Source organism: Ectopseudomonas composti (assembly GCF_001567565.1).
In the GTDB taxonomy this organism is placed as follows: domain Bacteria; phylum Pseudomonadota; class Gammaproteobacteria; order Pseudomonadales; family Pseudomonadaceae; genus Aquipseudomonas; species Aquipseudomonas composti_A.
The window spans coordinates 589,003-612,342 of record NZ_LSSW01000022.1 but is presented as its reverse complement, the minus strand read 5'-3'; the positions used below and the strand labels follow the sequence as shown (position 1 = coordinate 612,342).

27 protein-coding genes are annotated in these 23,340 nt (G+C 63.3%); 14 read left to right on the top strand and 13 right to left on the bottom strand.

Annotated features, from left to right (window positions below):
- Positions 1–326 (top strand): sulfite exporter TauE/SafE family protein (locus tag PCLY_RS12020; RefSeq protein WP_156458590.1); only part of this gene is annotated, 326 nt, incomplete at its 5' end.
- Here the strand turns inward: PCLY_RS12020 and PCLY_RS12015 are convergent.
- A complete protein-coding gene (locus PCLY_RS12015) occupies positions 321–1,175 on the bottom strand; it encodes a LysR family transcriptional regulator (protein ID WP_061239544.1) in 855 nt (284 codons plus the stop codon). The two genes, PCLY_RS12020 and PCLY_RS12015, sit on opposite strands and share 6 nt — an antisense overlap.
- A gap of 97 nt (positions 1,176–1,272) precedes the next feature.
- Here PCLY_RS12015 and PCLY_RS12010 point away from each other — a divergent pair, with 97 nt between their 5' ends.
- Genes PCLY_RS12010 through PCLY_RS11995 form a run of 4 tightly spaced genes read left to right on the top strand, consistent with a single transcriptional unit; the run spans position 1,273 to position 4,180 of the window.
- Complete coding sequence (locus PCLY_RS12010) at positions 1,273–1,497, top strand: DUF1127 domain-containing protein (protein ID WP_061239542.1); 225 nt, start codon at positions 1,273–1,275, stop codon at positions 1,495–1,497.
- Between the two features lie 24 nt (positions 1,498–1,521).
- Positions 1,522–2,466, top strand: coding sequence for a DMT family transporter (locus PCLY_RS12005; protein ID WP_061239540.1), 945 nt, complete (start codon positions 1,522–1,524; stop codon positions 2,464–2,466).
- An 18-nt stretch (positions 2,467–2,484) separates the two neighbouring features.
- On the top strand, positions 2,485–2,952 hold the full coding sequence (locus PCLY_RS12000) for a DUF3291 domain-containing protein (protein WP_061239539.1): 468 nt from the start codon (positions 2,485–2,487) through the stop codon (positions 2,950–2,952).
- 34 nt (positions 2,953–2,986) lie between these two features.
- A complete protein-coding gene (locus PCLY_RS11995; RefSeq protein WP_061239537.1) occupies positions 2,987–4,180 on the top strand; it encodes a winged helix-turn-helix domain-containing protein in 1,194 nt (397 codons plus the stop codon).
- On the opposite strand, the gene PCLY_RS11990 is transcribed toward PCLY_RS11995, so the two are convergent.
- The 3 genes from PCLY_RS11990 to PCLY_RS11980 form a co-directional block, all read right to left on the bottom strand.
- The gene (locus PCLY_RS11990) at positions 4,177–4,566 is read right to left on the bottom strand and encodes a lysozyme inhibitor LprI family protein (RefSeq protein WP_061239535.1); all 390 of its coding nucleotides are present in this window, start codon (positions 4,564–4,566) and stop codon (positions 4,177–4,179) included. The two genes, PCLY_RS11995 and PCLY_RS11990, sit on opposite strands and share 4 nt — an antisense overlap.
- Positions 4,567–4,617: 51 nt before the next feature.
- Positions 4,618–5,373 carry a metalloprotease LoiP gene (loiP, locus tag PCLY_RS11985; protein ID WP_061239533.1) on the bottom strand — a complete coding sequence of 252 codons (756 nt, stop codon included), beginning with the start codon at positions 5,371–5,373 and terminating at the stop codon, positions 4,618–4,620.
- 163 nt (positions 5,374–5,536) lie between these two features.
- Positions 5,537–6,883: a class II 3-deoxy-7-phosphoheptulonate synthase gene (locus PCLY_RS11980; RefSeq protein ID WP_061239531.1), complete on the bottom strand. Its 1,347-nt coding sequence runs from the start codon at positions 6,881–6,883 to the stop codon at positions 5,537–5,539.
- Positions 6,884–7,122: 239 nt separating this feature from the next.
- On the opposite strand from PCLY_RS11980, the gene PCLY_RS11975 reads away from it, so the two are divergent.
- Together PCLY_RS11975 and PCLY_RS11970 are read left to right on the top strand one after the other, a co-directional pair.
- Entirely contained in the window at positions 7,123–7,902 is a 780-nt protein-coding gene (locus PCLY_RS11975; protein ID WP_061239529.1) for a spermidine synthase, read from the top strand.
- A 342-nt stretch (positions 7,903–8,244) separates the two neighbouring features.
- Positions 8,245–9,936: a DEAD/DEAH box helicase gene (locus tag PCLY_RS11970; protein WP_061239527.1), complete on the top strand. Its 1,692-nt coding sequence runs from the start codon at positions 8,245–8,247 to the stop codon at positions 9,934–9,936.
- Positions 9,937–10,182: 246 nt separating this feature from the next.
- Here PCLY_RS11970 and PCLY_RS11965 read toward each other — a convergent pair whose 3' ends face one another.
- The 3 genes from PCLY_RS11965 to PCLY_RS11955 form a co-directional block, all read right to left on the bottom strand.
- Positions 10,183–10,584, bottom strand: coding sequence for a hypothetical protein (locus tag PCLY_RS11965; RefSeq protein ID WP_061239525.1), 402 nt, complete (start codon positions 10,582–10,584; stop codon positions 10,183–10,185).
- A gap of 142 nt (positions 10,585–10,726) precedes the next feature.
- On the bottom strand, positions 10,727–11,224 hold the full coding sequence (locus PCLY_RS11960) for a DUF934 domain-containing protein (protein WP_061239523.1): 498 nt from the start codon (positions 11,222–11,224) through the stop codon (positions 10,727–10,729).
- Positions 11,208–12,866 carry a nitrite/sulfite reductase gene (locus tag PCLY_RS11955; RefSeq protein WP_061239521.1) on the bottom strand — a complete coding sequence of 553 codons (1,659 nt, stop codon included), beginning with the start codon at positions 12,864–12,866 and terminating at the stop codon, positions 11,208–11,210. The genes PCLY_RS11960 and PCLY_RS11955 overlap by 17 nt, the downstream gene beginning before the upstream one ends.
- A 507-nt stretch (positions 12,867–13,373) precedes the next feature.
- On the opposite strand from PCLY_RS11955, the gene PCLY_RS11950 reads away from it, so the two are divergent.
- A complete protein-coding gene (locus PCLY_RS11950) occupies positions 13,374–14,360 on the top strand; it encodes an ABC transporter substrate-binding protein (RefSeq protein WP_061239519.1) in 987 nt (328 codons plus the stop codon).
- Here the strand turns inward: PCLY_RS11950 and PCLY_RS11945 are convergent, their stop codons facing one another.
- The gene (locus PCLY_RS11945; RefSeq protein WP_061239517.1) at positions 14,361–14,588 is read right to left on the bottom strand and encodes a DUF2970 domain-containing protein; all 228 of its coding nucleotides are present in this window, start codon (positions 14,586–14,588) and stop codon (positions 14,361–14,363) included. It abuts the gene before it with no gap.
- A gap of 118 nt (positions 14,589–14,706) precedes the next feature.
- On the opposite strand from PCLY_RS11945, the gene PCLY_RS11940 reads away from it, so the two are divergent.
- From PCLY_RS11940 to PCLY_RS11925, 4 genes are read left to right on the top strand one after another with little or no spacing between them, the layout of a single operon-like run.
- Positions 14,707–15,528, top strand: coding sequence for an AraC family transcriptional regulator (locus tag PCLY_RS11940; protein ID WP_061239514.1), 822 nt, complete (start codon positions 14,707–14,709; stop codon positions 15,526–15,528).
- A gap of 45 nt (positions 15,529–15,573) precedes the next feature.
- On the top strand, positions 15,574–16,980 hold the full coding sequence (locus PCLY_RS11935; protein WP_061239512.1) for an NAD(P)/FAD-dependent oxidoreductase: 1,407 nt from the start codon (positions 15,574–15,576) through the stop codon (positions 16,978–16,980).
- A gap of 40 nt (positions 16,981–17,020) precedes the next feature.
- Positions 17,021–17,362: a cupin domain-containing protein gene (locus PCLY_RS11930; RefSeq protein ID WP_061239511.1), complete on the top strand. Its 342-nt coding sequence runs from the start codon at positions 17,021–17,023 to the stop codon at positions 17,360–17,362.
- A 49-nt stretch (positions 17,363–17,411) separates the two neighbouring features.
- Positions 17,412–18,479 carry a polyamine ABC transporter substrate-binding protein gene (locus tag PCLY_RS11925; RefSeq protein ID WP_061239509.1) on the top strand — a complete coding sequence of 356 codons (1,068 nt, stop codon included), beginning with the start codon at positions 17,412–17,414 and terminating at the stop codon, positions 18,477–18,479.
- Between the two features lie 17 nt (positions 18,480–18,496).
- On the opposite strand, the gene PCLY_RS11920 is transcribed toward PCLY_RS11925, so the two are convergent.
- From PCLY_RS11920 to PCLY_RS11910, 3 genes are all read right to left on the bottom strand, one after another.
- Entirely contained in the window at positions 18,497–19,396 is a 900-nt protein-coding gene (locus PCLY_RS11920; RefSeq protein WP_061239506.1) for an alpha/beta hydrolase, read from the bottom strand.
- Between the two features lie 28 nt (positions 19,397–19,424).
- Positions 19,425–20,483, bottom strand: a complete 1,059-nt coding sequence (locus PCLY_RS11915; protein WP_061239504.1) for an RNA methyltransferase — start codon at positions 20,481–20,483, stop codon at positions 19,425–19,427.
- Positions 20,484–20,576: 93 nt separating this feature from the next.
- Positions 20,577–21,632 (bottom strand): DUF5924 family protein, encoded by a 1,056-nt coding sequence (locus PCLY_RS11910; RefSeq protein WP_061239502.1) that lies wholly within the window; start codon positions 21,630–21,632, stop codon positions 20,577–20,579.
- Between the two features lie 117 nt (positions 21,633–21,749).
- Between PCLY_RS11910 and PCLY_RS11905 the strand changes: the two genes are divergently transcribed.
- Both PCLY_RS11905 and PCLY_RS25475 read left to right on the top strand, forming a co-directional pair.
- Positions 21,750–22,043, top strand: coding sequence for a DUF1883 domain-containing protein (locus PCLY_RS11905; RefSeq protein ID WP_003460213.1), 294 nt, complete (start codon positions 21,750–21,752; stop codon positions 22,041–22,043).
- Between the two features lie 85 nt (positions 22,044–22,128).
- Entirely contained in the window at positions 22,129–22,215 is an 87-nt protein-coding gene (locus tag PCLY_RS25475; protein WP_115291545.1) for a small membrane protein YohP, read from the top strand.
- A 40-nt stretch (positions 22,216–22,255) separates the two neighbouring features.
- Here PCLY_RS25475 and osmE read toward each other — a convergent pair whose 3' ends face one another.
- Positions 22,256–22,588: an osmotically-inducible lipoprotein OsmE gene (osmE, locus tag PCLY_RS11900; RefSeq protein ID WP_061239501.1), complete on the bottom strand. Its 333-nt coding sequence runs from the start codon at positions 22,586–22,588 to the stop codon at positions 22,256–22,258.
- Between the two features lie 195 nt (positions 22,589–22,783).
- Positions 22,784–23,293 carry a hypothetical protein gene (locus PCLY_RS11895; RefSeq protein WP_061239499.1) on the bottom strand — a complete coding sequence of 170 codons (510 nt, stop codon included), beginning with the start codon at positions 23,291–23,293 and terminating at the stop codon, positions 22,784–22,786.
- Positions 23,294–23,340 lie beyond the last annotated feature (47 nt).

The following is a 23,340-nucleotide window of genomic DNA, read 5'->3' as shown; positions in this document are numbered from 1 at the left end:
CCATGGGTGGGCTGTTCGGGGTGGGTGGGGCTGTGGTGGCGACGCCGGTGCTGACCAGCGTCTTCGGCACCACTCAGGTAGTCGCGCAGGGCCTTTCACTGTCACTGGCGCTACCTAGCACCGGGGTCACGCTGTTCACCTATGCAGTGCATCAGCACGTCAACTGGTGGATGGGCGTGCCGCTTGCCGTGGGCGGCCTGCTCAGCATCAGTTGGGGCGTGCGCCTGGCGCACTCGCTGCCGGAGCGTCTGCTGCGCGGCCTGTTCTGCGGCTTTCTGCTGCTCTGTGCGCTGATGTTGGCGCTGGAGTCGGGCGGTCGCCTATAAGCGAAACCCTTCGACGATGTGGTCGGCCAGGCATTCAGTGACGGGGGATTGGCTGCTCTCGTTGCGTAGCAGCACGATGCTGGTCAGCGGCAGCAGGGGCAGGCCTTCAGCTTCACCGAGAATGCGCAGGTCGGGAGTGATCAGGCTTTGCAACTGCGCGGTGACGGCCAGACCGGCGCGCACCACGGCGAAGATCGCTGACAGGCTGGGGCTGGTGTAGGCGATGCGGTAGGGACGGCTCATTGCATCCAGTGCGTTGCAGGCCCATTCGCGGCAGAAGCAGTCGGCGTTGAACATGGCCAGCGGCATGGGGTTCTGTTCGTGCGGGCAAAAGCCCTGGGCCACTGCCCAGGCGAAGCGTTCCTGGCGCAGCAGTTGGCCGATCTCCTTGCCGGGCTGGCGGGTGACGATGGTCAGGTCCAGATCCTGGCGCAGCAGCAACTGGCCGGACGGTTCGCAATGCACTTCCACCTGTACCAGCGGGTAGGCCTGGGCGAAGCGCGAGAGAATCTCCGGCAGAAAGCGCATCACGTAGTCATCCGGCGTGCCGATGCGCACGGCACCGACCATATGCGGTTCGCGCAGGGTATTGAGCACTTCGCCATGCAGCTTGAGAATGCGCCGCGCATAACCCAGCAGCACCTGGCCTTCTGGCGTTAGCCGTACCTGGCGGCCGTCGCGCTCGAACAGCGGACGCTGCACCACGTCCTCTTCCAGTCGCTTCATCTGCATGCTCACGGCTGACTGGGTACGATTGACCGTTTCTGCGGCGCGGGTGAAACCGCCGGTGTCGGCGATGGCCACGAAGCTGCGCAGTAATTCGGTATCAATACTGGGGTGAAAGGCCATTCATCAATTCTCGAGATGTATTGCATAAGAAACATTCGTTGGATTGATCTTAAGCGCGACCCGACACTGACGCCAACCCCACAAGGAGGGCATCGATATGAAAGGTCAGAAAGGTTATGCGTTGGCTCAGTCCATCCACTTCGATCGCTTGCCGTCATTGGCCAGTGTGTGGCGTATGCTGCGGCGCTGGCGTCAACTGGCCCGCGAGCGGGGCCAACTGGCGCGGCTGGATGATGCTGCATTGAAGGATCTGGGACTGTCCCGTGCCGATGTGTTGCAGGAGGCCGAACGGCCGTTCTGGGATGATCCGTTGAGAAAGTGAGTGGCAAATGACAGGAGTTGCTGAATGACTGCAGTACGCAAGGGCGCCGATTTTTTCCTGTTCCAGCTGATGCTGCTGTTGTGCGCCATCTGGGGCAGCCAGCAGGTGGCCATCAAGCTGGCGGCGGATGATATCGCGCCCATGTTGCAGGTGGCGCTGCGCTCGGGCGTGGCCGCCATGCTGGTCGGCCTGCTGTTGCTGTGGCAGCGCGGTTGGCGTGAGTGGCTCAGCTCAACCTGGCTGGCTGGGATCCTGGCCGGCGTCTTGTTTGCGCTGGAGTTCTTCTTTATCGCGCTGGGCCTGCGCTACACCACGGCCTCGCATATGGCGGTGTTTCTTTATACGGCCCCGATTTTCTCGGCGCTTGGCCTGCATCTGCTGCTGCCCAGCGAGCGCTTGCGTCGCCTGCAGTGGCTGGGCATCGTGCTGTGTTTCGCTGGCGTGGTGATGGCCTTTGGCGTGGGCGGTAACTGGGCCGAGATCGACCCTCAGATGCTGCTCGGCGATGCGCTGGGGCTGTGCGCTGGCATGGCTTGGGGCGCTACCACGGTCGTCGTACGCGGTTCGCGCCTGTCCGAGGCGCCGCCTGGGCTGACCTTGTTCTATCAATTGGCTGTCGCCTTCGTGCTGCTGCTGAGCTATGCGTTGATGATGGTGGACCTGTCCCATCTGCGCTGGACCCCGATTGCCATCGCCAGCATCCTGCTGCAGGGTGTGGTGGTGTCGTTCTTCACCTACCTGACCTGGTTCTGGCTGCTACGCCGCTACCTGGCTTCGAACATGGCGGTGTTCTCCTTCATGACCCCACTGTTTGGCGTGACCTTCGGCGTGTTGGTGCTGGAGGAGCCACTGACTTTGAACTTCATCATCGGTGCGGCACTGGTACTGTCGGGTATCACCCTGGTCAGCAGTGAGGCCTGGTTGCGTCGACGTTTTACGAGTTGGCGCGGCTTGCCGCAGCAACCCTGACGCAAGGAGGCTGAAAATTTGTCCGCTTATCACTTGGCCCAACTGAACGTCGCCTGGATGAAGGCGCCGCTGGACGCGCCGGAGATGGCTGATTTCGTCGCCAATCTGGAGCGCATCAATGCCTTGGCCGAAGCCTCGCCCGGCTATGTCTGGCGACTGCAGGACGAAGCGGGCGATGCCACGACTATCCGTCCATTCGGTGACGAGGTGCTGGTCAACATGTCGGTCTGGCAGGACGTGCAGTCACTCAGCGATTACGTCTACAAATCGGCGCATACCGAGATGCTCAAGCGCCGGCGCGAATGGTTCGAGCGTGTCGAACAGGCGCACCAGGTATTGTGGTGGGTGCCAGTCGGGCATCGGCCGAGTGTGGTCGAGGCAGCCGAGCGCCTGGCCCATTTGCGTGAGCACGGCGCGACAGCGCAGGCGTTCACCTTTCGCCAGGTGTTCCCCGCATCGCCTGAATCCGTCGAAAGCCGCGCTTAGACCGCAGTCGCGCTGCCTGATAGGCTGAGCCGTCATGACGCTCTCTCTTTCCATCACCGAAGCTCGGCGCCTGGCCCTGGCAGCCCAAGGCTTCGGTCGCACGCCCCGTGGCGCCATCGCGCACAAGCAACTGCAGGCGCAGATCGAGCGCCTTGGCGTACTGCAGATCGACTCGGTCAATGCGCTGGTACGCTCGCATTACCTGCCGGCTTTTTCTCGCCTCGGTCATTACCAGGCCGGGCATCTCGATGAGTTGGCCTGGGGACGGGCGCGGCGCAGGCGTCTGTTCGAATACTGGGGGCACGAAGCCTCGCTGCTGCCGCTCGAACTCTATCCGCTGCTGCGCTGGCGAATGCGCCGAGCCGCGGATGGGCAGGGCATCTACAGCCAGCTGGCGAAGTTCGGTGTCGAGCGGCGCGACGTGATAGGCAGCGTGTTGCAGGCTGTGCGCGAGCGTGGTGCGCTGGGCGCCGGCAGCCTTTCCTCGCGTACCGAGAAGGCCGGCCCCTGGTGGGACTGGAGCGCGGAGAAGACGGCGCTGGAATGGCTGTTCGCCGCAGGCGAGGTAACGGTTTCCGGGCGACGTGGTTTCGAACGGCTGTACGACCTGCCGGAGCGGGTCATTCCTGCTGACACGCTGAATCACCCGGACATTGACCAAGCCGAAGCGCAGCGGCGGCTGTTGCTGCGTTCTGCCGATGCCCTTGGCGTGGCGACCGAGCGCGATTTGCGCGACTACTACCGACTGGACGTCAGCGACAGCAAGCAGCGTGTCGCCGAACTGGTGGAGGCGGGCGAACTGCTGCCCGTCACGGTGCAGGGCTGGCGGCAGGTAGCCTATTGCCGGGGTGAGCCGCGTATTCCCCGGCGTGTTCGCCACAGTGCATTGCTGTCGCCGTTCGATTCGTTGATCTGGGAGCGCGAGCGTACCGAGCGCTTGTTCGGCTTCCGCTATCGCCTGGAGATCTACACCCCGCAGGCCAAGCGCGTGTATGGCTACTACGTGCTGCCGTTTCTGCATCATGAGCGCCTATTGGCGCGCGTGGACCTGCGCAGTGAGCGTGCGGCCGGGCGCCTGGCAGTGCATGCCGTGCATCTGGAGGAGGCGATATTGAGCGAGGAAGCGCACCTGGCGCTGGGGGATTCGCTGCGCGCGCTGGCGCATTGGCTGGGTCTGGACGAGGTGTGGCTGGCGCCGGGTGTCAGTCAGCGCGGGCTGCTTGGCTAGCCGCCGTTGTTCAGCAGGAACTTCAGTTCTTCCACGCGCTGGATGTTCATCTGCATCGGGCAATAGTGAAACATCGGCGAGCCGACATGCTTGCCCTGCAGGTCGCACTGGCCATTGCGATAGACCAGCCAGGCCTTCTGCGCGGTTTCCAGCTGTACTGCATCCTGCGGTGCGTCGTCCTGCAGCTTGAGGAACAGCTGCTGGTAGACGTGGTTCATCTCCTGTTTCACCGTTTCCGATACACCTTCGGCGCAGCCGGCGACGCTGGCGTTATTGATCGCCCCGCTGGCGTCCAGGCAGGCCTGATACTGCTTGTCGTAGTCGGCCCAGGCGCCGAGCGGCATCAGCAGAATGCACGACACCAAGCTGTTGCGCAGTCTCGACATGGCAATCTCCCAATGAAACAGGGGCTGCGTTGCAGCCCCTGAACATGACGCTTACTTGGCAGCCAGACGGGCGCGCATGTTGGCGGCACGGTCGCTGGAACCCGGGTGCGAGGAGAACATGCTGCTGTCGCCGCCACCCAGCTTGGCCAGTTTCTCGAACGCGGTGACCAGGCCATCGCGCGGGATGTTGCGCTGGGTCAGCAGGTCGAAGGAGAAGTTGTCGGCGGCATTTTCCTGGCTTTGCGAGAACTGCGCATTGACCAGTTGCTCACCCAGGGCGCCGAGTTGCGACGAGGACAGAGCGGCGATGGTGCCGTTGCCCGAGGCCGCAGCCGCATTGCGCGCCGCAGTGGTGGCGTAGGCGGTCTGCATGGCCTTCTTGCTGTGGCCGAGGGCAACGTGGCCGATCTCGTGGCCGAGCACGCCTTCCACTTCGTTGTCGGTCATCAGGTCCATCAGCCCGCTGTAAACGCGCACGCAGCCGTTGGCCATGGCCCAGGCATTGACCTCATCGGCCTGGTACACCTTGTAGGTGATCGGCGTGCCGTTGATCTGATGGCCAAGATTGTTGGCGATCTTGTTCAGGCGCTTGGTATATGGGCTGTTCGGGCCGGCGATGTTGGCTTCGCTATCCATCTCGGCACAGGCCTGGTCGGACATGCTGCGCACTTCGGCGTCGCTGAGGGTCGCGGCCTGCACGGCCATCAGGCCGGATTGCAGCATGGCGTCGGGAGACATGTTCTGGCAGCCAGTCAGCAGTACGGCGCTGGACAGGGCGAAAGCGGAGAGAGTGGTGCGCAGTTGCATGGATCATCGTCCTTGTTGGAGGGGTGGGCCGCGAGTCCTTTCCGGCTGGGTAGCGTCTACAGCACCTGTCCGGTGCTCGCGTTGGGGGCGACATTATGCCGGATACCGCACAAAAGAAGTGCGAGCCGGTTCGCGCCCTGGCCGGCAGCCAGGGCGCGAGTGGTCAGCGGCGTACCTGCTTCAGCGTCTCGGCGATCATGAAGGCCAGTTCCAGAGACTGGTCGGCATTCATGCGCGGGTCGCAGTGGGTGTGGTAGCGGTCGGACAGCCCATCCTCGGTGATCGGGCGCGAACCGCCGATGCACTCGGTGACGTTCTGCCCGGTCATTTCGATATGAATGCCGCCGGCGTAGGTGCCTTCGGCCTGGTGCACGGCGAAGAACTGCCGGACTTCACTGAGAATCTGCGCGAAGTCGCGGGTCTTGTAACCACTGCTGGCCTTGATGGTATTGCCGTGCATCGGGTCGGAGCTCCACAGCACCTGACGACCTTCTGCCTTGACCTTGCGCAGCAGGCGCGGGAAGTGCGCTTCGACCTTGTCCGCGCCCATGCGCACGATCAGGTTGAGGCGGCCCGGGTCGTTGTCCGGGTTGAGCGTATCGATCAGGCGGATCAACTCGTCCGGGTCCATGCTCGGCCCGACCTTGACGCCGATGGGGTTCTCGATGCCGCGCATGAATTCGATATGCGCGCCATCCAGCTGGCGGGTACGGTCGCCGATCCACAGCATGTGCGCGGAGCAGTCGTACCAGCGATCGGTGAGGCTGTCGCGACGGACGAAGGCTTGCTCATAGTTCAGCAGCAGCGCTTCGTGGGCGGTGAAGAAGCTGGTTTCACGCAGTTGCGGAGCACTGTCCATGCCCACGGCGCGCATGAAGGCCAGGGTTTCGTCGATGCGTCCGGCGAGCTGGTGGTACTTCTCGGCCAGCGCCGAGTTGGCGATGAAGTCGAGGTTCCACTGATGCACCTGGTGCAGGTCGGCGAAACCGCCCTGGGCGAACGCGCGCAGCAGGTTGAGGCTGGCGGTGGCCTGGTGGTAAGCCTGCAGCAGGCGCTCCGGGTCCGGTACGCGACTGGCGGCGTCGAAGCCGATGCCGTTGACGATGTCGCCACGGTAGGCGGGCAGGGTAACGCCATCGAGGGTTTCGTTACCGGACGAGCGTGGTTTGGCGAACTGACCGGCCATACGCCCGACCTTGACCACCGGGCAGCCGGCAGCGAAGGTCATGACGATGGCCATCTGCAGCAGCACCTTGAAGGTGTCGCGGATTTTCGCGGCGGAAAACTCGGCAAAGCTCTCGGCGCAGTCGCCGCCCTGCAGCAGAAACGCACGGCCCTGGGTGACCTCGGCGAACTGGCGACGCAGCTCGCGCGCCTCGCCGGCAAAGACCAGCGGAGGGTAGCCGGCCAGGGACTGCTCGACACGGCTCAAGTGAGCGGCATCAGGGTATTCAGGCTGCTGCTGGATGGGCTTGGCCCTCCAGCTCTCGGGGCTCCAGGCGTTCGACATGCTGCGTCTCTAGCGGTTGATCAGGCGGAGGCGCATGGTAACCGATTAGCCCCGCGGCTCGTACGTGAATTGGCTGCGCTGCCGCTGATGGCGCCCTGGCAGGCTCGAAGCCGATCGCCGGCAGCGGCGCAAAACCCGTCCATGGAATTATCGCGTGACCTGAGGCGGCGCCTTCAATGACAATCGAAGCCTTTAGCCCGGCTCTATTGGTGCGGGATGTCACTGTGGGAGAGGTATCGATGCCAGGATTGCCGCCGCTGGACGAGTTGCAGCAGCAGGAGGAAGTGCTGCTGGCCGAAGTGCGTGATGCGTTCGGAGTGATTCGCGTGGTGCAGATCGGCGCCTACCGTTTTCTCGAATTCGGTGATGCCATCGAGCAGAGCTGTGTGTTCCAGGGCGATCCCAGCTGGCTGGAGTACGACTACACCCGTGCCATGCTGCTCGGTGCGCTGTGCCACGATAAGCCGGAAACGGCGCTGTTTCTCGGGCTTGGTGCCGGAAACCTGACCCAGGCCTGCCTGAAATTTCTGCCGCTGGAGGATGTCGAGGCCATCGAACTGCGCCCGGACGTGCCGCGCCTGGCGATGGAGTTTCTCGGTCTCGACGATGATCCACGGCTGACCATTCGCATCGGTGATGCCACCGAACTGCTGGACAGCGCAGAGACAGCCGATCTGATCTTTCTCGACCTCTATACCGACCAGGGCCCCGGCGTTGGTCACCTGGCCTGGCGTTTTCTCGAGAGCTGCCGCGAGAAGCTCAATCCGGGCGGCTGGCTGATCATCAATCAATGGGCTGGCAACGACGGCAAGCCACTCGGCGCTGCGCTGCTGCGCGGGCTCTATCATCGGCACTACTGGGAGTGCCCGGTGAAGGAGGGCAACGTCGTGCTGCTGATCCCGGCGGATCTCGACCAGGCTCTGGACATGGGCCGCTTGCAGATGCGTGCGGGCGAGCTGGCGTCGCGCTTGGGCTATTCGTTGCAGCCGCTGATCGAGGCGCTGCGTCCGGCTACGTGACGCACCCTTCAACCTTTCGTCGAGCGATCGGCAGTTTCTGACGTCGCTTGCGGCGGCCCAGCAGGTCCGCGTGGGACGGCTGGCGACAAAAAAACAGCACCCGAGTCAGGATTTTCCGGTATAGTTCGCGCCGGCCAATTTTCTGGCCACGTTCAGGTAGTGCAACTCGCCCGGGAAGTTTAATCCCGGCAGCCAGTCCCCAGCGGACTATCCTTGACGATTCACTTTCATCACGTTTTCGCAAATCCCCGCCGACCAGGCTGCCAGGGTGACCCACAAGGTCTTACACGGCATGCGCAGCTTTGGAACATGGGTCTTTGCGGATGCACTTGAGGCAGACCCATGACCCAGGAAATCGGCGGCTTCGCCGCGCTCGGACTTCACTCCAATATTCTCGCCGCTCTGACCGCCGTAGGTTACGAAGAGCCGTCTCCGATCCAGTCGCAGGCCATTCCGGTGATCCTCGCCGGCCACGACATGATCGGTCAGGCGCAGACCGGCACCGGCAAGACCGCGGCCTTCGCATTGCCGATCCTGTCGAAGATCGACCCGGCCAAGCGCGAGCCGCAGGCGCTGATTCTCGCGCCGACTCGCGAGCTCGCGCTGCAGGTGGCCACCGCCTTCGAAACCTATTCCAAGCAGATGCCGGGTCTGAACGTGGTTGCCGTCTATGGCGGCGCGCCGATGGGCCCGCAGCTCAAGGCCATTCGTCAGGGTGCGCAGGTCATCGTGGCTACGCCGGGCCGCCTGGTCGATCACCTGCGCCGCGACGAGAAAGTCCTGTCGACCATCCAGTACCTGGTACTCGACGAAGCTGACGAAATGCTCAAGCTGGGCTTCATGGACGATCTGGAGATCATCTTCGAAGCCATGCCGGAAAGCCGCCAGAGCGTGCTGTTCTCCGCGACCCTGCCGCATTCGATCCGCGCCATCGCCGAGAAGCACCTGCGCGAGCCGCAGCACATCAAGATCGCCGCCAAGACCCAGACCGTCTCGCGCATCGAGCAGGCGCACCTGATGATCCATGCCGATCAGAAGACCAACGCCGTGCTGCGTCTGCTGGAAGTTGAAGATTTTGACGCGCTGATCGCCTTCGTACGCACCAAGCAGGCCACTCTGGATCTGGCTGCCGCTCTGGAAGCCAAGGGCTTCAAGGCCGCCGCGCTGAACGGCGACATCGCCCAGAACCAGCGTGAGCGCGTGATCGAATCGCTCAAGGACGGTCGCCTGGACATCGTCGTGGCCACCGACGTCGCCGCTCGTGGTATCGACGTGCCGCGCATCACCCACGTATTCAACGTCGACATGCCGTACGACCCGGAGTCCTACGTGCACCGTATCGGCCGTACCGGCCGTGCCGGTCGCGATGGCCGCGCGCTGCTGCTGGTAACCCCGCGTGAGCGCCGCATGCTGCAGGTGATCGAGCGTGTCACCGGGCAGAAGGTCGGTGAGGTCAAACTGCCGAACGCCCAGCAAGTGCTGGATGCCCGCATCAAGAAGCTGACCAGCAGCCTGGCGCCGCTGGTGGCCGATGCCGAAACCAGCCATGGCGACCTGCTCGACCGCCTGACCGCCGATATCGGTTGCAGCCCGCGCGCCCTGGCCGCTGCGCTGCTGAAGAAGGCCACCAACGGCCAGGCCCTGGATCTGGCCACCGTCGAGCGCGAGCAGCCGCTGGTGCCGGGTGTCGGTGGTGCGCCGCGTGAACGTCGCGAGCGTGACGGTGAGCGCAGCGAGCGTGGTGGCGAACGTGGTGAATACCGCGAGCGTCGTGCGCCGCTGCCGCTGGCCGAAGGTCGCGTGCGCTGCCGTACCGCACTGGGTACTCGCGACGGTATCGCCGCGAAGAACCTGCTGGGCGCCATCCTCAACGAAGGCGGCCTGGCGCGCGAAGCCATCGGTCGTATCCAGATCCGCGAGACCTTCAGCCTGGTCGAGCTGCCGGAAGATGGCCTGGATCGCCTGCTGGGCAAGCTGAAAGATACCCGCGTTGCCGGCAAGGCACTGAAGCTGCGCCGCTACCGCGAGGATTGATCCACCAGGCTTGATGCCTCGCCAGCGGATCAACTGAACGCCGCGCCCCTCGACAGGGCGCGGCGTTTTTGTTTGTGTAAGAGCAGATGAACAGGCCGTTGAAAAACGTAGGCGAGGCAGCCAGTGCAAGGCAAAAACAGGCGAAAAAGCGCAGTTTACAAGTTGTAAATGAGCATTTGACCGGGCTGGCGTTCCAGCCTGTTTTTAACGCAGCAATGGCAACGCAGGTAGTTTTTCAGCAGCCTGTCAGCCGGTTTCGCTGAGATTTGCCCTGGGCGCCAGGCGGTCGAACACTTCGGGCGTCAGCGCCGCTTCGCCTGCCTCGTTCAGCACCTCACGCGGGTGTTCGCTGCCGGGAATGCTGCTGTCGAGCATGCTCAGCAGCTGTGCGCCGCGAGCAGTGAGCACGAAATTCTCACCGTTGCCGCCTTCGTCTTCCGGGCGCGGCTCGATGAAGCCGTTCTCCAGCAGGCGCGCTTCGTAGCGAGTCGCTTCGGCACGCAGGTGGTCGAGGTCATGCACGGGGTCGCCCGCGTTTTCCCGTTCTGCGGCCAGGTCTTCGGCGTAGCGCCGCGGCGCGAATGGCTTGCCTGCGGAGTTCTGCGCCTCACGCAGGAGGCGTTCGATCAGATCCCAGTCGAGGTTCATGGCTGTCTCTCCCAATGCAATGGACTCATAAGGTCCGACTTCAGCAACGGGGAGCGGTTCGAACTGAATGGCGCGAGCTCGGATGCACAATGCAAAACGCCCCGAACCAGTCGGGGCGTTTTGCGTGCTCAGCTGACCGCGATCAGGCGCGGCGGCGGAACAGCGGCTGCGACTGGTCAGCCGACGCCTGATAGACCTCGCTGTATTCATCGAAAGCCTTCAGAGCGTCGAACGGATCCTTGTCTGCACGCAGGGCAAAGGCGTCGAAGCCGACACGCTTGAGGGCGAACAGCTGATCACGCAGCACGTCACCAATGGCGCGGACTTCGCCGGTGTAGCCGTAGCGGGTGCGCAGCAGGTAGGCCGTGGAGGAGTGGCGGCCATCGGTGAAGGCCGGGAACTCCAGGGCGATGACCTGGAAGTGGGCGAGGTCATCGGCGATTTCCTCGACCTCGTCGCCCGCTTCCAGCCACACGCCCAGGCCGCCGTCGCGCGCCTTGAGGGCATGAGCATGCTCGACCCACAGCGCCAGCGGCACGATGATGTCGTCGCAGTTGGGGATGGCGTCCAGGGTCACGTCCTTGGCCAGCAGGTGCCAGGTTTCGTCGACCACCTGACCGTTCTTAATGATTCGCTGCATAGACGCGCTCCTTGAACGGGTCGATACCGATGCGGCGGTAGGTATCGAGGAAGCTTTCTTCTTCGGTGCGTTGTTCGACGTAGACCTTGATGATCTTGTCGATCACGTCGGCCATGTCCGCTTCGGCGAAGGACGGGCCGAGGATCTGCGCCAGGCTGGCGTCGCGGCCAGCGCTGCCGCCGAGCGATACCTGATAGAACTCCTGGCCTTTCTTGTCGACGCCGAGAATGCCGATATGGCCGACGTGGTGGTGACCACAGGCGTTCATGCAGCCGGAGATGTTCAGGTCGATGTCGCCGACGTCGAACAGGTAGTCGAGATCGTCGAAGCGACGCTGAATGGCTTCGGCAATCGGGATCGACTTGGCGTTGGCCAGCGAGCAGAAGTCGCCACCCGGGCAGCAGATGATGTCGGTCAGCAGGCCGACGTTCGGCGTAGCGAAGCCTTGCTCGCGCAGCTCGCCCCACAGGGCCAGCAGCTGACGCTGCTCGACGTCGGCGAGGATGATGTTCTGGTTGTGGCTGTTGCGCACTTCACCGAAGCAGTAACGGTCGGCCAGGTCGGCGATGGCATCGAGCTGCTTGTCGGTGACGTCGCCTGGCGCCACACCGGTCGGCTTGAGCGACAGGGTCACGGCAACGTAGCCAGGCTTCTTGTGGGCGAAGGTGTTGCGCTGGCGCCAGCGGGCGAAGCCCGGATGCTCGGCATCCTGCTGGGCGAGCAGGGCGTCTTCGTCGTTCAGGGCCTGATAGGCCGGGTCGACGAAATGCGCAGCGACGCGGGCGACTTCCGCTTCGGTCAGGGTGGTCGGGCCATCCTTCAGGTGCGCCCATTCGGCATCCACGCGCTGTGCGAAGACTTCCGGGGTCAGCGCCTTGACCAGAATCTTGATGCGCGCCTTGTATTTGTTATCGCGACGGCCATAGCGGTTGTACACGCGCAGGATGGCATCGAGATAACTGATCAGGTGCTGCCAGGGCAGGAATTCGTTGATGAAGCTGCCGACGATCGGGGTACGGCCCAGGCCGCCGCCGACGGAAACGCGGAAACCCAGCTCACCGGCTTCGTTCTTGACCGCTTCCAGGCCGATGTCATGCACTTCGATGGCCGCGCGGTCGCTGACAGCGCCGTTGACGGCGATCTTGAACTTGCGCGGCAGGTGCGAAAATTCGGGGTGGAAGGTCGACCACTGGCGGATGATTTCGCACCAGGGGCGCGGATCGACGATCTCGTCCTTGGCCACGCCCGCGAACTGATCGGTGGTGGTGTTGCGGATGCAGTTGCCGCTGGTCTGGATGGCGTGCATCTGTACGGTGGCCAGCTCGGCGAGAATCTCCGGCACGTCTTCCAGTTCCGGCCAGTTGTACTGGACGTTCTGGCGGGTGCTGATGTGGGCATAGCCTTTGTCGTAGTCACGGGCGATGCGCGCTAGCACGCGAACCTGGGCGGACGACAACAGGCCGTAAGGCACGGCGACGCGCAGCATGGGCGCGAAGCGCTGGATATACAGACCGTTCTGCAGGCGCAGCGGACGGAATTCCTCGCCGCTCAGCTCACCGGCGAGATAGCGGTGGGTTTGATCGCGGAACTGCTTGACGCGATCCTCGACGATCTTTTGATCGTACTGGTCATATACGTACATGAAGGGTCCTGTTTTCAGGCTACTTACTGCCAATCAGCGCGCACGGCCGCGCACTCCCCAAGGAGCCGGGGCACGATACCAGCTCAGGTTTATGCGTAAAAGTGATGTTTGAATATATAAACCTGAGTTTAAGGAATAAGACTGCTCCAGAGCATAACCATATGGTTTGAGCGATGGCCAAGGCTGGTCTTAAATGCAGTGTGCGTCACCCAAAAGCACAAGAAGAGGGGGGAGCCATGAGCGAGCACACCGAGATAGAAAATTCCGACAGCGTCATCGATGCCTGGGCGATCTTCTGCCTGATTCTGATTGCAGTGGGCACGGCGGTTTTCTGGGTCAGCGGCCAATGACAGTAAAGGCCGGCGCGCATTAGCGGTCGGCCTTTTTTCATTTGCGCCTTATACTGCGCCCCGATGACTAGGGAGGGGTGCTGTGATCAGGTGGGTACTGGGCCTGGGGCTATTGTTTTGCTGCGCATTGGCGCTGGCGGAACCGCGTGCACCGACGATGGTGTTCCTCAACCCAGGCTACTCCAGCGAAAGCTTCTGGGCCGATTACAGCCGCTATATGCAGGACGCCGCCGGCGATCTCGGCATCGAGCTGAAAGTGCTGTATGGCGAACGTGACCCCCTGCGCATGCTGGGCAATGCGCGCCAGGTGCTCGAGGGTGAGCATCCCGACTATCTGATCTTTACCAACGAACAGTTCCAGGGGCCGGTGGTATTGCGTCTGTTCGAAAACAGCGCGGTCAAGCTGTTTGCCTTGCACAGTACTCTGACCGAGGAGCAGCAGGCCCTGATCGGCGGCAGCCGCGAGCGTCACCACAACTGGCTGGGTAGCCTGGTGCCCAACGACGAGGAGGCCGGCTATCTGATGGGGCGCGACCTGATCGCCCTGGCCAGGGGGCAGCCGACCGAGATGCTGGCGTTTTCCGGGGTCAAGCAAACACCTTCCTCGATCCTGCGCCTGGCGGGCCTGCAGCGCGCCTTGGATAAAGCACCGCACATCAAGCTGGTGCAGGCCGTGCACGGTGAATGGCAGGAGCAACGCGCCTACGAGCAGGCGCAGGGCCTGTTGTCGCGCTATCCGCAGGTCAGCCTGATCTGGTCCGCCAATGATGAAATGGCCTTTGGCGTGATGCGCGCGGCGGCAGAGTCTGGCCGAGCGCTGCACTACGCGGCGCTGAACAACTCGGCTCGGGTGCTGCAGACGCGCATCGATGGGCGCATCGAGGTTCTGGCGAGTGGTCACTTCCTGCTGGGCGCCTGCGCCCTGGTGATGCTCAATGACCATGCCCGAGGGCTGGACTTCATCGAGCGCGGCGGCAAGGACCAGGTGGCGCAATTGCTGCGGACGGTGGACAGGGCGCAATCGCAGAAACTGCTGAAACGCCTTTCCCGGCCGGATATCGGTATGGACTTTCGCCAGTTCAGTCTGTTGAAACACCCAGAGCAGCCGCGCTACGACTGCTCGATCGCCTCCCTGCTGGACTGATCAGCCGGTCGCCAGGTGTAGGACCAGTTTCACCGCTGCCAGCAGCACGATCACGAACAAGGCGGTGAAGATTACACCAAGCAGAATGAAGTGACTGGGCTTGCCGCGACTGAAGTCGCGGCTACGGTTCTTCCCACTCTGCACGCCAAGGGCGGCGGCCAGCACGCTCTGCAGCATCTCGCGCAGGGTCAGCGGGGCCTGCTGGGGGTCTTTGTCCTGATCGCTCATGGTCAGCCTCTCCGTCGGTCCTGCAAGCATAGTCGGCAACCGACAAGGCAGCACGTGGGGCTAGGCTGGTCTTGGTGAATCAGGCAATCTGCCAGCGCACCGACCACTGACCTCGACCATGACTGACGATCATTTTCCCGACGATGGCGCGCAGACAGCGCGCACCCGCGACACCATCCTGCGCTACCACCTGAGCTGGAAGCATCGCGACCTCGACGCGGTGATGGCGCTGTATCACCCAGAGATCGAGTACAACGATTTCTATCAGCAGCGTTGCATGCGCTTGGTCGATCTGCCCGAATACGTCGCGAACAACCTGCCGCGCCGCCCCGGCGAACTGCTGGAGCATGTCGACCGTATCCGCATCGACGGTCACACCGCGTTCATTCAGTACTGCACCAGCCTGCAGGGCGGTGAAGGGCTGGTGTCCTTCCGTACCGGCGAGGCCATCACCGTGCGCGACGGGCTGATCTGGCGCATCAACGAATATGCCACGCTGGTACGTGAGGCCCGTGGCATCGGTGAAAACGCCAGTTCGCGCCCGGCCATCAGCCGCCTGGGGCTGTCGACCCGGCAGCTGGGCCAACTGGCTCAGGACCTGCAGGAATACTTCCAGCGCAGCCAGCCCTTTCTCGACCCCGAATTGGATCTGCAGCAGGTCGCGGCGGCGACAGGTTACAGCCGCAACCAGATTTCCCATCTGCTCAACCAGGTGCTGGGCGAGAGCTTCTACCGCTACGTCAATCGTGCGCGGCTACAGTACCTGCTTGCTGGCCTGCAGGCGGGCAGCGACCTAAAACGTATCGACGAGCTGGCCTTTGCTGCCGGGTTCAATTCACTGTCAGCCTTCTACACCAGCTTCAAGCGGCATACCGGGCTGTCGCCCAAAGCCTACCTCAAGCAAATTTCCTCGCGGGCCCGCACGCAAGACAGCGACTGATCGCGCCCACTAGCCTTGCGTCATCGATTGATGACGGAGGCGTGAATGAACCCCTGGCGCAACATCAGCCTGTGGATGGATCAGCTCGAGGATCCACTGCAGGCGCGGCCCAGTCTGCAAACCGATGTGCACGCCGACGTGGCGATCATCGGTGCCGGTTACACCGGTCTGTGGACCGCCTATTACCTCAAGCGCCAGGCACCGCAGCTGCGCGTGGTGATTGTGGAGGCCGAGACTGCCGGCTTCGGTGCTTCCGGGCGCAATGGCGGCTGGTTGATGGGCAACCTGCTCGGGGAGGATCGCCTGCTGGCCGGTCTGCCTGCAGTTGAGCGCAAGGCGGCCTTCGACCTGCTGCACGGCATTCCCGATGAGGTGGCCGCGGTGGTCGCGCGCGAGGGCATCGATTGCGATCTACGCAAGGGTGGCGTGCTGTATTGCGCGGCGCGCTATCCCGAGCAGGAAGTGCGTCTGCGTGAGTACCTCAAAGAGCTGCGGGCGCTGGGCCTGAGCGAAGACGATTACCGCTGGCTGGCACCGAGCGAGCTGGCCACCCAGTTGCGCATGGCCAATGCCTATGGCGCGCTGTACAGCCCGCATTGCGCGACCATTCAGCCGGCCAAGCTGGCACGTGGCCTGGCACGCTGCGTAGAAGGCCTGGGCGTCGAACTCTACGAGCGCAGCGCGGTGATCGACTGGCAGCCCGGCCTGCTGCGCACCGCTCAGGGTCGGGTCACGGCTGACTGGGTCGTGCCGGCCATCGAAGGCTATGCCGTTACCTTGCCGCCGCTGGGCAATCACCAGTTACCGGTGCAGAGCCTGATCGTGGCCACCGAGCCATTACCGGCGGATGTCTGGGCTGGTATCGGCCTGGAGCGCGGGCAGGCCTTCAGTGAATTCAGCCGCCAGGTCACCTACGGCCAGCGCAGCCTCGACGACCGCCTGATCTTCGGCGCACGCGGCGGTTATCGCTTCGGCGGGCGTCTGCGTAGCGACTTCAACCTCACCGACGATGAGCTCGACTTGCGCCGCTACCTGATGGGGGAAATCTTCCCGCAGTTGCGCAACGTACGCTTCAGTCACTCCTGGGGCGGCAACCTGGGCATGGCGCGGCGTTTCCAGCCGCACATGCTGCGCGACACGCGCAACCGTATCGCGCTGTCCGGTGGGTATGGCGGCGAGGGCGTCGGTGCCAGCAATCTCGGCGGACGTACCCTGGCCGATCTGATTCTGGGCCGCGACAGCGAACTGCTGCGCCAGCCCTGGGTGTTGAGTGACGGCCCCATTTCCAGGCTGAGTCGCTGGGAGCCCGAACCCTGCCGCTGGCTGGGCTACAACGCCATTATCCGCAGTTTCGTCCATGAGGACGAAATTCTCGCCAACCCGCGCAGCCCGGTTTGGCGTCGCCGCCTGGCGCAGGCCCTGGCGGCGCGCATGGAAAGCCTGATGGGCTAAGTGAGCGCCCCTGCTCGCCGATCTTTCACCTGGAGTCCCTATGAGCATCACCCATTTTCGCAACACCCACAGCGTCGCCCTGGACGAGTCCAACCCGGTCGCTGTGCCCTTGAGTGAGCCGGCGGCGGTTACTTCTACCACCAGCGTCGAGCGCAGCGATGGCGTCGAGACCGGCGTCTGGGAATGCACACCAGGGCGCTGGCGTCGGCAGATCGTGCAGCAGGAGTTCTGCCACTTCGTTGCCGGGCGCTGCACCTTTACCCGGGACGGCGGCGAACCCATCGAGATTCGTGCCGGTGACGCACTGATGATGCCGGCCAACACCGTCGGCATCTGGGACATACAAGAAACCGTGCGCAAGACCTATGTGCTGATCTTCTGAATCAGCACCTTTTCAGTACTGCCTAGAACAACAACTCACGAGGTATTCCATGCTGAAGAAACTCCTACCGTGCCTGATTCTGGCCGGTACCGCCCACGCAGCCGACAGCGTGCGCATCTACAACTGGACCGACTACATTGGCCCGAACACCCTCAAGCAGTTCGAGAAGAGCAGCGGCCTGGGCACCCATTACGACGTCTACGACAGCAATGAAACACTGGACGCCAAGCTCATGGCTGGGCGCTCCGGCTACGATGTGGTAGTTCCCTCCAACCACTTCATGGCCCGGCAGATTCAGGGCGGCGCACTGAAGAAGCTCGACCGCAGCAAGCTGCCGAACTGGAACAACCTCAACCCGGTGCTGATGAAGGCGCTGGAGGTGAATGACCCCGGCAACGAGCATGGCTTTCCTTATCTCTGGGGCAGCACCGGTATCGGCTACAACGTCGACAAGGTACGTGCGGTGCTGGGTGATGAGGTGAAGATGGACAGCTGGGACGTCCTGTTCGACCCGGCCAAGCTCAACGAGTGCGGCGTGGCGATCCTCGATAACGGCCCGGAAATGCTGCCCATCGCCCTGCATCATCTGGGCTTGCCGCACCACAGCAAGAACCCCGAGGACTACAAACGCGCCGAAGCGCTGCTGATGCAAATGCGCAAGAACGTGCGCTACTTTCATTCATCCAAGTACGTTGGTGACCTGGCCAACGGCGAGATCTGCATGGCGGTCGGCTTCTCCGGCGACATCATGCAGGCCGGCGCGCGTGCCGCCGAGGCTGGCAACGGGGTGAAGATCCAGTACGAGATTCCCAAGGAAGGCGCGCCAATCTGGTTCGACATGGTAGCCATGCCGGTCGATGCGGGTAACGAGGAGGGCGCCTACGCCTTCATGAACTACCTGCTGCAGCCCGAGGTGATGGCGGCCATCAGCAATTACGTCAAGTACGCCAACGGTAACGCCAAGGCCGACGCTTTGGTCGAGCCGGCGCTCAGGGCTGACCCGACCGTTTATCCGCCTGAGGCGGTGATGGACAAGCTGTATACCCTGGAGGCCATGCCGCTGAAGATCGACCGGATTCGCACGCGTATCTGGAGCAAGGTCAAGAGCGGCGTGTAAAGGGCGCTGGGCCTGTCTCAGGGCAGGCCCAGTGTGTGCAGAAACGCATCGACGCGAGCGGTGTAGGCTGGATCGGCGCCGAGGTCCACATTGATCTCGCGGTGCGAGCGATCCTCGCGTACCACGCTGACCGTCACGCCCAGCTGACGAGCCTTGGCGGCGTAGGCCTCGGCCTGCGGGCAGGCGTCGCTACGCCGGCTCGAGCACACCGCCAAAAGCGGATGCGCGCCGCTGCGCAGGACATGCAAGGGCGAAGCTTTTTGCCAATAGCTGCTGTCCTTGCCGAAGGCGCGGTCGTATAGCGGTAGATGACGCCCTTGCATCACCGCCGGGACATCGAAGGCGGCACTGTCGAGGGCGACAGTGCCCAGCCACGACGGCGAAACCCCTGGCGCCAGTTGTGGGTCGCTGCTGAGCAGGGCGACCAGATGAGCGCCGGCGGAATGCCCCATCAGCACCAATCGCGCCGGGTCGCCGCCCCATCCGTTTGCCTGGCGTTGCACGGCCGTTATGGCTTGTGCCACGTCACTCGCCTGGGTCAGTGGGTCGGCGTCGGGTAGCAGGCGGTAGTTGCTCGATACCAGGATGTAGCCCTTGCCCAGCCAGTGCCTGGCCTTGTTCTCGACCACCTCTTCACGGGCCTTGTCGCCGGTGTGCCAGCCACCGCCGTGGACCATGAACAGGATGGGCGCTGCGTGCGCATTGGGCGGCAGGTAGACGTCGAAGACCTGGCGTGGATGCACGCCGTAGGTCTGGTCGTGGAGGATACGGCTGTCGGCCGGCAGCTCGTCGAGCAGTTGCCGTTCGGCACGCGCCTCTCGGCGTTCCTGGAGTTTTTCGCGCAGTGCTCCGGCCTGCGCCGCGATGGGCAGGCAGAGCGCTATCAGGATGAATGCAGCAGCGAGGCGGCGTGGCATGGAGCACTCCTTCAGGGAACGCCAGGCCTCATGTTAGTGCAGGCCGGCTCGGCGATGTGCGATCCAGGTTGCGAACCTTGATCAATTCGCTGGCGCGGGCGCGCAACTGTCCACAGCCGCCATCGACATCCTGGCCGGCCGAGTTACGCACCTTGGTCAGTACGCCACGGCTGTGCAAGTAGCGCACCATCTCAACGATGCGCTCGCCATCCGGGCGCTGGTAGTCGTCCGCTTCCAGGCTGTTGTAGGGGATCAGGTTGAGCACGGCGAACTTGCCCTTGAACAGGCGCAGGATGTTGTCCATCTCCTCCTGGCTGTCGTTGATGCCCTTGAGCAGCGTCCACTGGTACTGGATCGGGTAATCGATGGTGCGGGCGTAGGCTTCGCCCAGGGCCACCAGCTCTTCGGGGTCGATGCGCGGCGCCTTGGGCAGCAGGCGCTGACGCAGTTCGGCATCGGTGGTGTGCAGCGACAGGGCCAGGGCAGGGCGCACGCGTTGCTGCGGCAGGCGCTCGAACACGCGCGGGTCGCCGACCGTGGAGAACACCAGATTGCGCTGGCCGATACCGCCCTCGGTGCCAAGCAGGTCGATGGCCTCCAGCACGTTGTCGAGGTTGTGCGCCGGCTCGCCCATGCCCATGAACACCACTTTCTTCACCGGGCGAAAACGTCGGCCGAGTGCCACCTGGGCGACCATTTCGGCGCTGCTGAGCTGGCGCAGCAGGCCGCTCTTGCCGGTCATGCAGAACACGCAGCCGACGGCGCAACCGACTTGGCTGGAGATGCACAGCCCGTCGCGCGGCAGCAACACGCTCTCGACCATCTGCTTGTCGGCCAGCTCCACCAGCAGGCGGGCCGAACCGTCGGCGCCGGGATGTTCGGAGCGCAGGCGCGCCAGGCCGTCGAGGTCGGCTGCCAGGGCGGGCAGTGCTTCGCGCACTGTCAGTGGCAGGAAGTTCTCGGTCTTCTGGTGCTTGGTGCCGGTGTCCAGCGCCTTGCCCTGCAGCCAGGCACGGGTAATGCGCCCGATATGTTGGGGTTTGGCGCCGAGGTCGGCGAGGCGTTGGTTGAGTTCGGAGAGCTGCATGGGGCGCGCATGCTACCACCGCCGTGCGTGCATGCGTAGGGCGTTTCAGCGTACCGCGAGGGCGTGGCCACAACCGCGCGTCTGTGCGCCGCTTCAGAAGGGCGGCGCGGTCGTCTCTGCGGCCGAAGATACGGGGCCGGAGACGACCTCGAAGCGCAGTACACCGATCATCTGGCCCGCCTCGGTGCGCACCTGCACCTGCCAGTTGCCGAGCGGATCCTGCGGGAAGCGCAGCTTGTGCGTCCAGGCGCGATAGCCTTTCTTGCGCCCGCCATGGATGTCCAGCGCAATGCGGTCGACTTCGCGGCCGTCCTGCAGCCATACGTGATAGATGCGCTCGTCGAGGCCGCGTGGTGCGTTGATCGAGGTGTAGGCGTAAAGGCCATGATCACGCAGTTGCTCCAGGGTGATCAGCTTCAGGCTTTCGCCCGGCGTGCGCTGGTCGCCATCGAAGCGGTCGCTGACGGCCACCTCGGTCAACCACAGCGTCGCCGGTGGTACCCAGACGCGCGCCATCCAGCCCGCCCCAGCCATTGCCAGTGGCAGGATCGCCAGCAGCAGGGTGCGTCGCCAGCCAGCGAAACCGATCAGCCCGGGCAGGCTCGGCAGCGCCAGCACCGTGGCCGTGGCCAGGGCTATGCGATAGCTCTGCGTTGTGGTCAGGTGGAAGATGATCGGCAATGCGGTGAGCATCACCGCGAACAGGGCCAGGCTGTGGAACATCAGCAGCAACCAGCGCCTGGGCGCCAGCCAGCGGTAGTATATCGGGTCGGTGATCGAGGCCAGCGCCGCAGCCGCCAGCAGTCCGCTGAACAGCAATTGCCCGCTGTTCCAGGTGGTGGTGATGAAGAAGAACGGCAGGACGAAGAACAGGCTTTCCTGATGTATCATCTGCGTGCCATAACGCAGCAGCGGCAATGGCAGCTCGAAGCCGAAGCGCCGGGCAATGCGCTCGCGCAGCAGGTTTTCCAGAATCAGCCAGATCCAGCTGATCAGCAGCACCACGCCCAGCACCTTGGCCAGGTAGGCCTGCCGGTCGACCAGCAGAAAGCTGGCGACGCCCGAGCAGAAGCCGAACAGAGCGACCAGGCCGGGATAACGGCGCAGCAGGGCGAGCAGGGTGGGAATACGATCGAGCAAAGCTTTCATGGGCGCGCATCCTAGGCAGCGCGAGGCTCGGGCGCAAGCGAGTCGTCAGCCGCGCTGGCGATGGCGGGCCGCTTGCGGCACTATTGCGCCCCCGTTTCACCACCGAGTCCGAAAACGATGAAATTCATCCATCAACGCGAGCACCTGGAAGAGGGCGATCTGGTGGTCATCCAGTGTTCCCAGCCGTGCAACATCCGCCTGATGAACGATGCCAACTTCCGCGCCTTCAGAAATCGTGGTCGTCACAGCTACCACGGCGGTGCTTTCATCAAGTTTCCGGCGAAGATCCGCGTGCCATCCAGTGGTTTCTGGAACATCACGCTGGATACAGTCAGCCGTCGCGCCGTGAGCGTGACGCGCAAGCCGCAAATGGAATACAGCATCAAGATCGTCCGCCGCCCGGGCGCCTGATCCTCGTCGCAGCTGGAAGAAAAAAGCTAAACGCTGACGCCTGGACTGAGGTCACAACGATGAACCTCGTAAAAGGAGAGTCAGCATGCTGAAGTTTCTCGGCGGTACCGTCGGTATCATTTTCATCATCGGCCTGATCGTGGTCATCGGCCTGCTGAAACTGATCTTTTAGTCGATCAACGGCCCCGCTGCAGGCAGCGGGGCCGATTCGGTCATAGGCGGCGCTGGTTGTCCTGGTGCTGCTCGCAGCTCATGAAGCCCTTGCTGTCGACTCGACCGTTGACGTCGAAGTCCACGTAATAGGGCTGTTCCACGCCGTCGACATTGAGCACGTAGTTATTGCAGGTGCCGCCGGTCACGCTGTTCCGCACTTCTGAAGAGGGCGGGCCGCCAAGGGTGAGTACCTGATCCCTGGTCATGCCGTGATCAACCTGCTTGACCAGTGGCTCATTGCGAAAGGTCACGTAGTCGGTCGGGTTCTCGAACGTCGAGCAACCGCTCATCACGGCTGCCACGGTCAGTAGTGCAAGGCTGTGCTTGTGCATGTCATCGCTCCGTCGAATGAGCCGAGATGGCTCGACATCAGTTGGAGCATCCGTCGCTCGTCGGAGTTCGTGTTTTTCGATGATCGGCGCGAGTCACACCTGGTTTGTCGCTGAACGAATGAAAAGAGCCCGCTATTGCGGGCTCTTTTCATCTTGGGCGGGTGATAGTTCGACCGCGTCTCGAGCGGATGGCGATCAGCGCGCGAGGTAGTCGAGTACCCGCTGGTCCTTGTAGAGCGCCACCACTCCGTCGGCGATCGAACCGCTGAGGTCCTGCTGGGCATTGGCGCCGGTGGCGTGGTTGACGGTCATGTCGAAGCGTTGCCCGTCTCCAAGGCTGACCGTGAAGGTCATGGTGCCTTTCCAGTAGAAGAAGATGTAGCGACTTTCCAGGTGCGTGACCTTCAGATCGATCTTCTTGTCACTTCCGGAGCCGACTTTGCCGTGGCGCGCCAACTCGAAACGGGCCTGAGTCACCATGGTCTTGGTGACTTCGTGGTAGTTCGATTGCAGGCGAATACCGCTCTGCGAATGCAGGATCACGGGCTCGGTAGCGGGCTGTGCGTTTTCGATGGTCACCGTTCCGCGAACCGGGAAGTCGGCGATCTTGGACGGGGCGAGCTCGAACACGGGTGGGTCGAACGCGATGGTGCCGCAGCCGGTCAACAGGGCGAACAGCAAGAGGGCGGGAAGTCGGTAGTACATCAATACGTCCTTGCAGAGAAAGAACCCGGCGGCTGTTGCCGCACGGG

Excerpts from the sequence above, each read along its gene's own strand:
- PCLY_RS12015 (WP_061239544.1), bottom strand. The coding sequence starts at position 1,175 with ATGGCCTTTCACCCCAGTATTGATACCGAATTACTGCGCAGCTTCGTG.
- PCLY_RS12010 (WP_061239542.1), top strand. The coding sequence starts at position 1,273 with ATGAAAGGTCAGAAAGGTTATGCGTTGGCTCAGTCCATCCACTTCGAT.
- PCLY_RS12005 (WP_061239540.1), top strand. The coding sequence starts at position 1,522 with ATGACTGCAGTACGCAAGGGCGCCGATTTTTTCCTGTTCCAGCTGATG.
- PCLY_RS11995 (WP_061239537.1), top strand. The coding sequence starts at position 2,987 with ATGACGCTCTCTCTTTCCATCACCGAAGCTCGGCGCCTGGCCCTGGCA.
- PCLY_RS11990 (WP_061239535.1), bottom strand. The coding sequence starts at position 4,566 with ATGTCGAGACTGCGCAACAGCTTGGTGTCGTGCATTCTGCTGATGCCG.
- loiP (WP_061239533.1), bottom strand. The coding sequence starts at position 5,373 with ATGCAACTGCGCACCACTCTCTCCGCTTTCGCCCTGTCCAGCGCCGTA.
- PCLY_RS11980 (WP_061239531.1), bottom strand. The coding sequence starts at position 6,883 with ATGTCGAACGCCTGGAGCCCCGAGAGCTGGAGGGCCAAGCCCATCCAG.
- PCLY_RS11975 (WP_061239529.1), top strand. The coding sequence starts at position 7,123 with ATGCCAGGATTGCCGCCGCTGGACGAGTTGCAGCAGCAGGAGGAAGTG.
- PCLY_RS11970 (WP_061239527.1), top strand. The coding sequence starts at position 8,245 with ATGACCCAGGAAATCGGCGGCTTCGCCGCGCTCGGACTTCACTCCAAT.
- PCLY_RS11965 (WP_061239525.1), bottom strand. The coding sequence starts at position 10,584 with ATGAACCTCGACTGGGATCTGATCGAACGCCTCCTGCGTGAGGCGCAG.
- PCLY_RS11960 (WP_061239523.1), bottom strand. The coding sequence starts at position 11,224 with ATGCAGCGAATCATTAAGAACGGTCAGGTGGTCGACGAAACCTGGCAC.
- PCLY_RS11955 (WP_061239521.1), bottom strand. The coding sequence starts at position 12,866 with ATGTACGTATATGACCAGTACGATCAAAAGATCGTCGAGGATCGCGTC.
- PCLY_RS11950 (WP_061239519.1), top strand. The coding sequence starts at position 13,374 with ATGGTGTTCCTCAACCCAGGCTACTCCAGCGAAAGCTTCTGGGCCGAT.
- PCLY_RS11945 (WP_061239517.1), bottom strand. The coding sequence starts at position 14,588 with ATGAGCGATCAGGACAAAGACCCCCAGCAGGCCCCGCTGACCCTGCGC.
- PCLY_RS11940 (WP_061239514.1), top strand. The coding sequence starts at position 14,707 with ATGACTGACGATCATTTTCCCGACGATGGCGCGCAGACAGCGCGCACC.
- PCLY_RS11935 (WP_061239512.1), top strand. The coding sequence starts at position 15,574 with ATGAACCCCTGGCGCAACATCAGCCTGTGGATGGATCAGCTCGAGGAT.
- PCLY_RS11930 (WP_061239511.1), top strand. The coding sequence starts at position 17,021 with ATGAGCATCACCCATTTTCGCAACACCCACAGCGTCGCCCTGGACGAG.
- PCLY_RS11925 (WP_061239509.1), top strand. The coding sequence starts at position 17,412 with ATGCTGAAGAAACTCCTACCGTGCCTGATTCTGGCCGGTACCGCCCAC.
- PCLY_RS11920 (WP_061239506.1), bottom strand. The coding sequence starts at position 19,396 with ATGCCACGCCGCCTCGCTGCTGCATTCATCCTGATAGCGCTCTGCCTG.
- PCLY_RS11915 (WP_061239504.1), bottom strand. The coding sequence starts at position 20,483 with ATGCAGCTCTCCGAACTCAACCAACGCCTCGCCGACCTCGGCGCCAAA.
- PCLY_RS11910 (WP_061239502.1), bottom strand. The coding sequence starts at position 21,632 with ATGAAAGCTTTGCTCGATCGTATTCCCACCCTGCTCGCCCTGCTGCGC.
- PCLY_RS11905 (WP_003460213.1), top strand. The coding sequence starts at position 21,750 with ATGAAATTCATCCATCAACGCGAGCACCTGGAAGAGGGCGATCTGGTG.
- PCLY_RS25475 (WP_115291545.1), top strand. The coding sequence starts at position 22,129 with ATGCTGAAGTTTCTCGGCGGTACCGTCGGTATCATTTTCATCATCGGC.
- osmE (WP_061239501.1), bottom strand. The coding sequence starts at position 22,588 with ATGCACAAGCACAGCCTTGCACTACTGACCGTGGCAGCCGTGATGAGC.
- PCLY_RS11895 (WP_061239499.1), bottom strand. The coding sequence starts at position 23,293 with ATGTACTACCGACTTCCCGCCCTCTTGCTGTTCGCCCTGTTGACCGGC.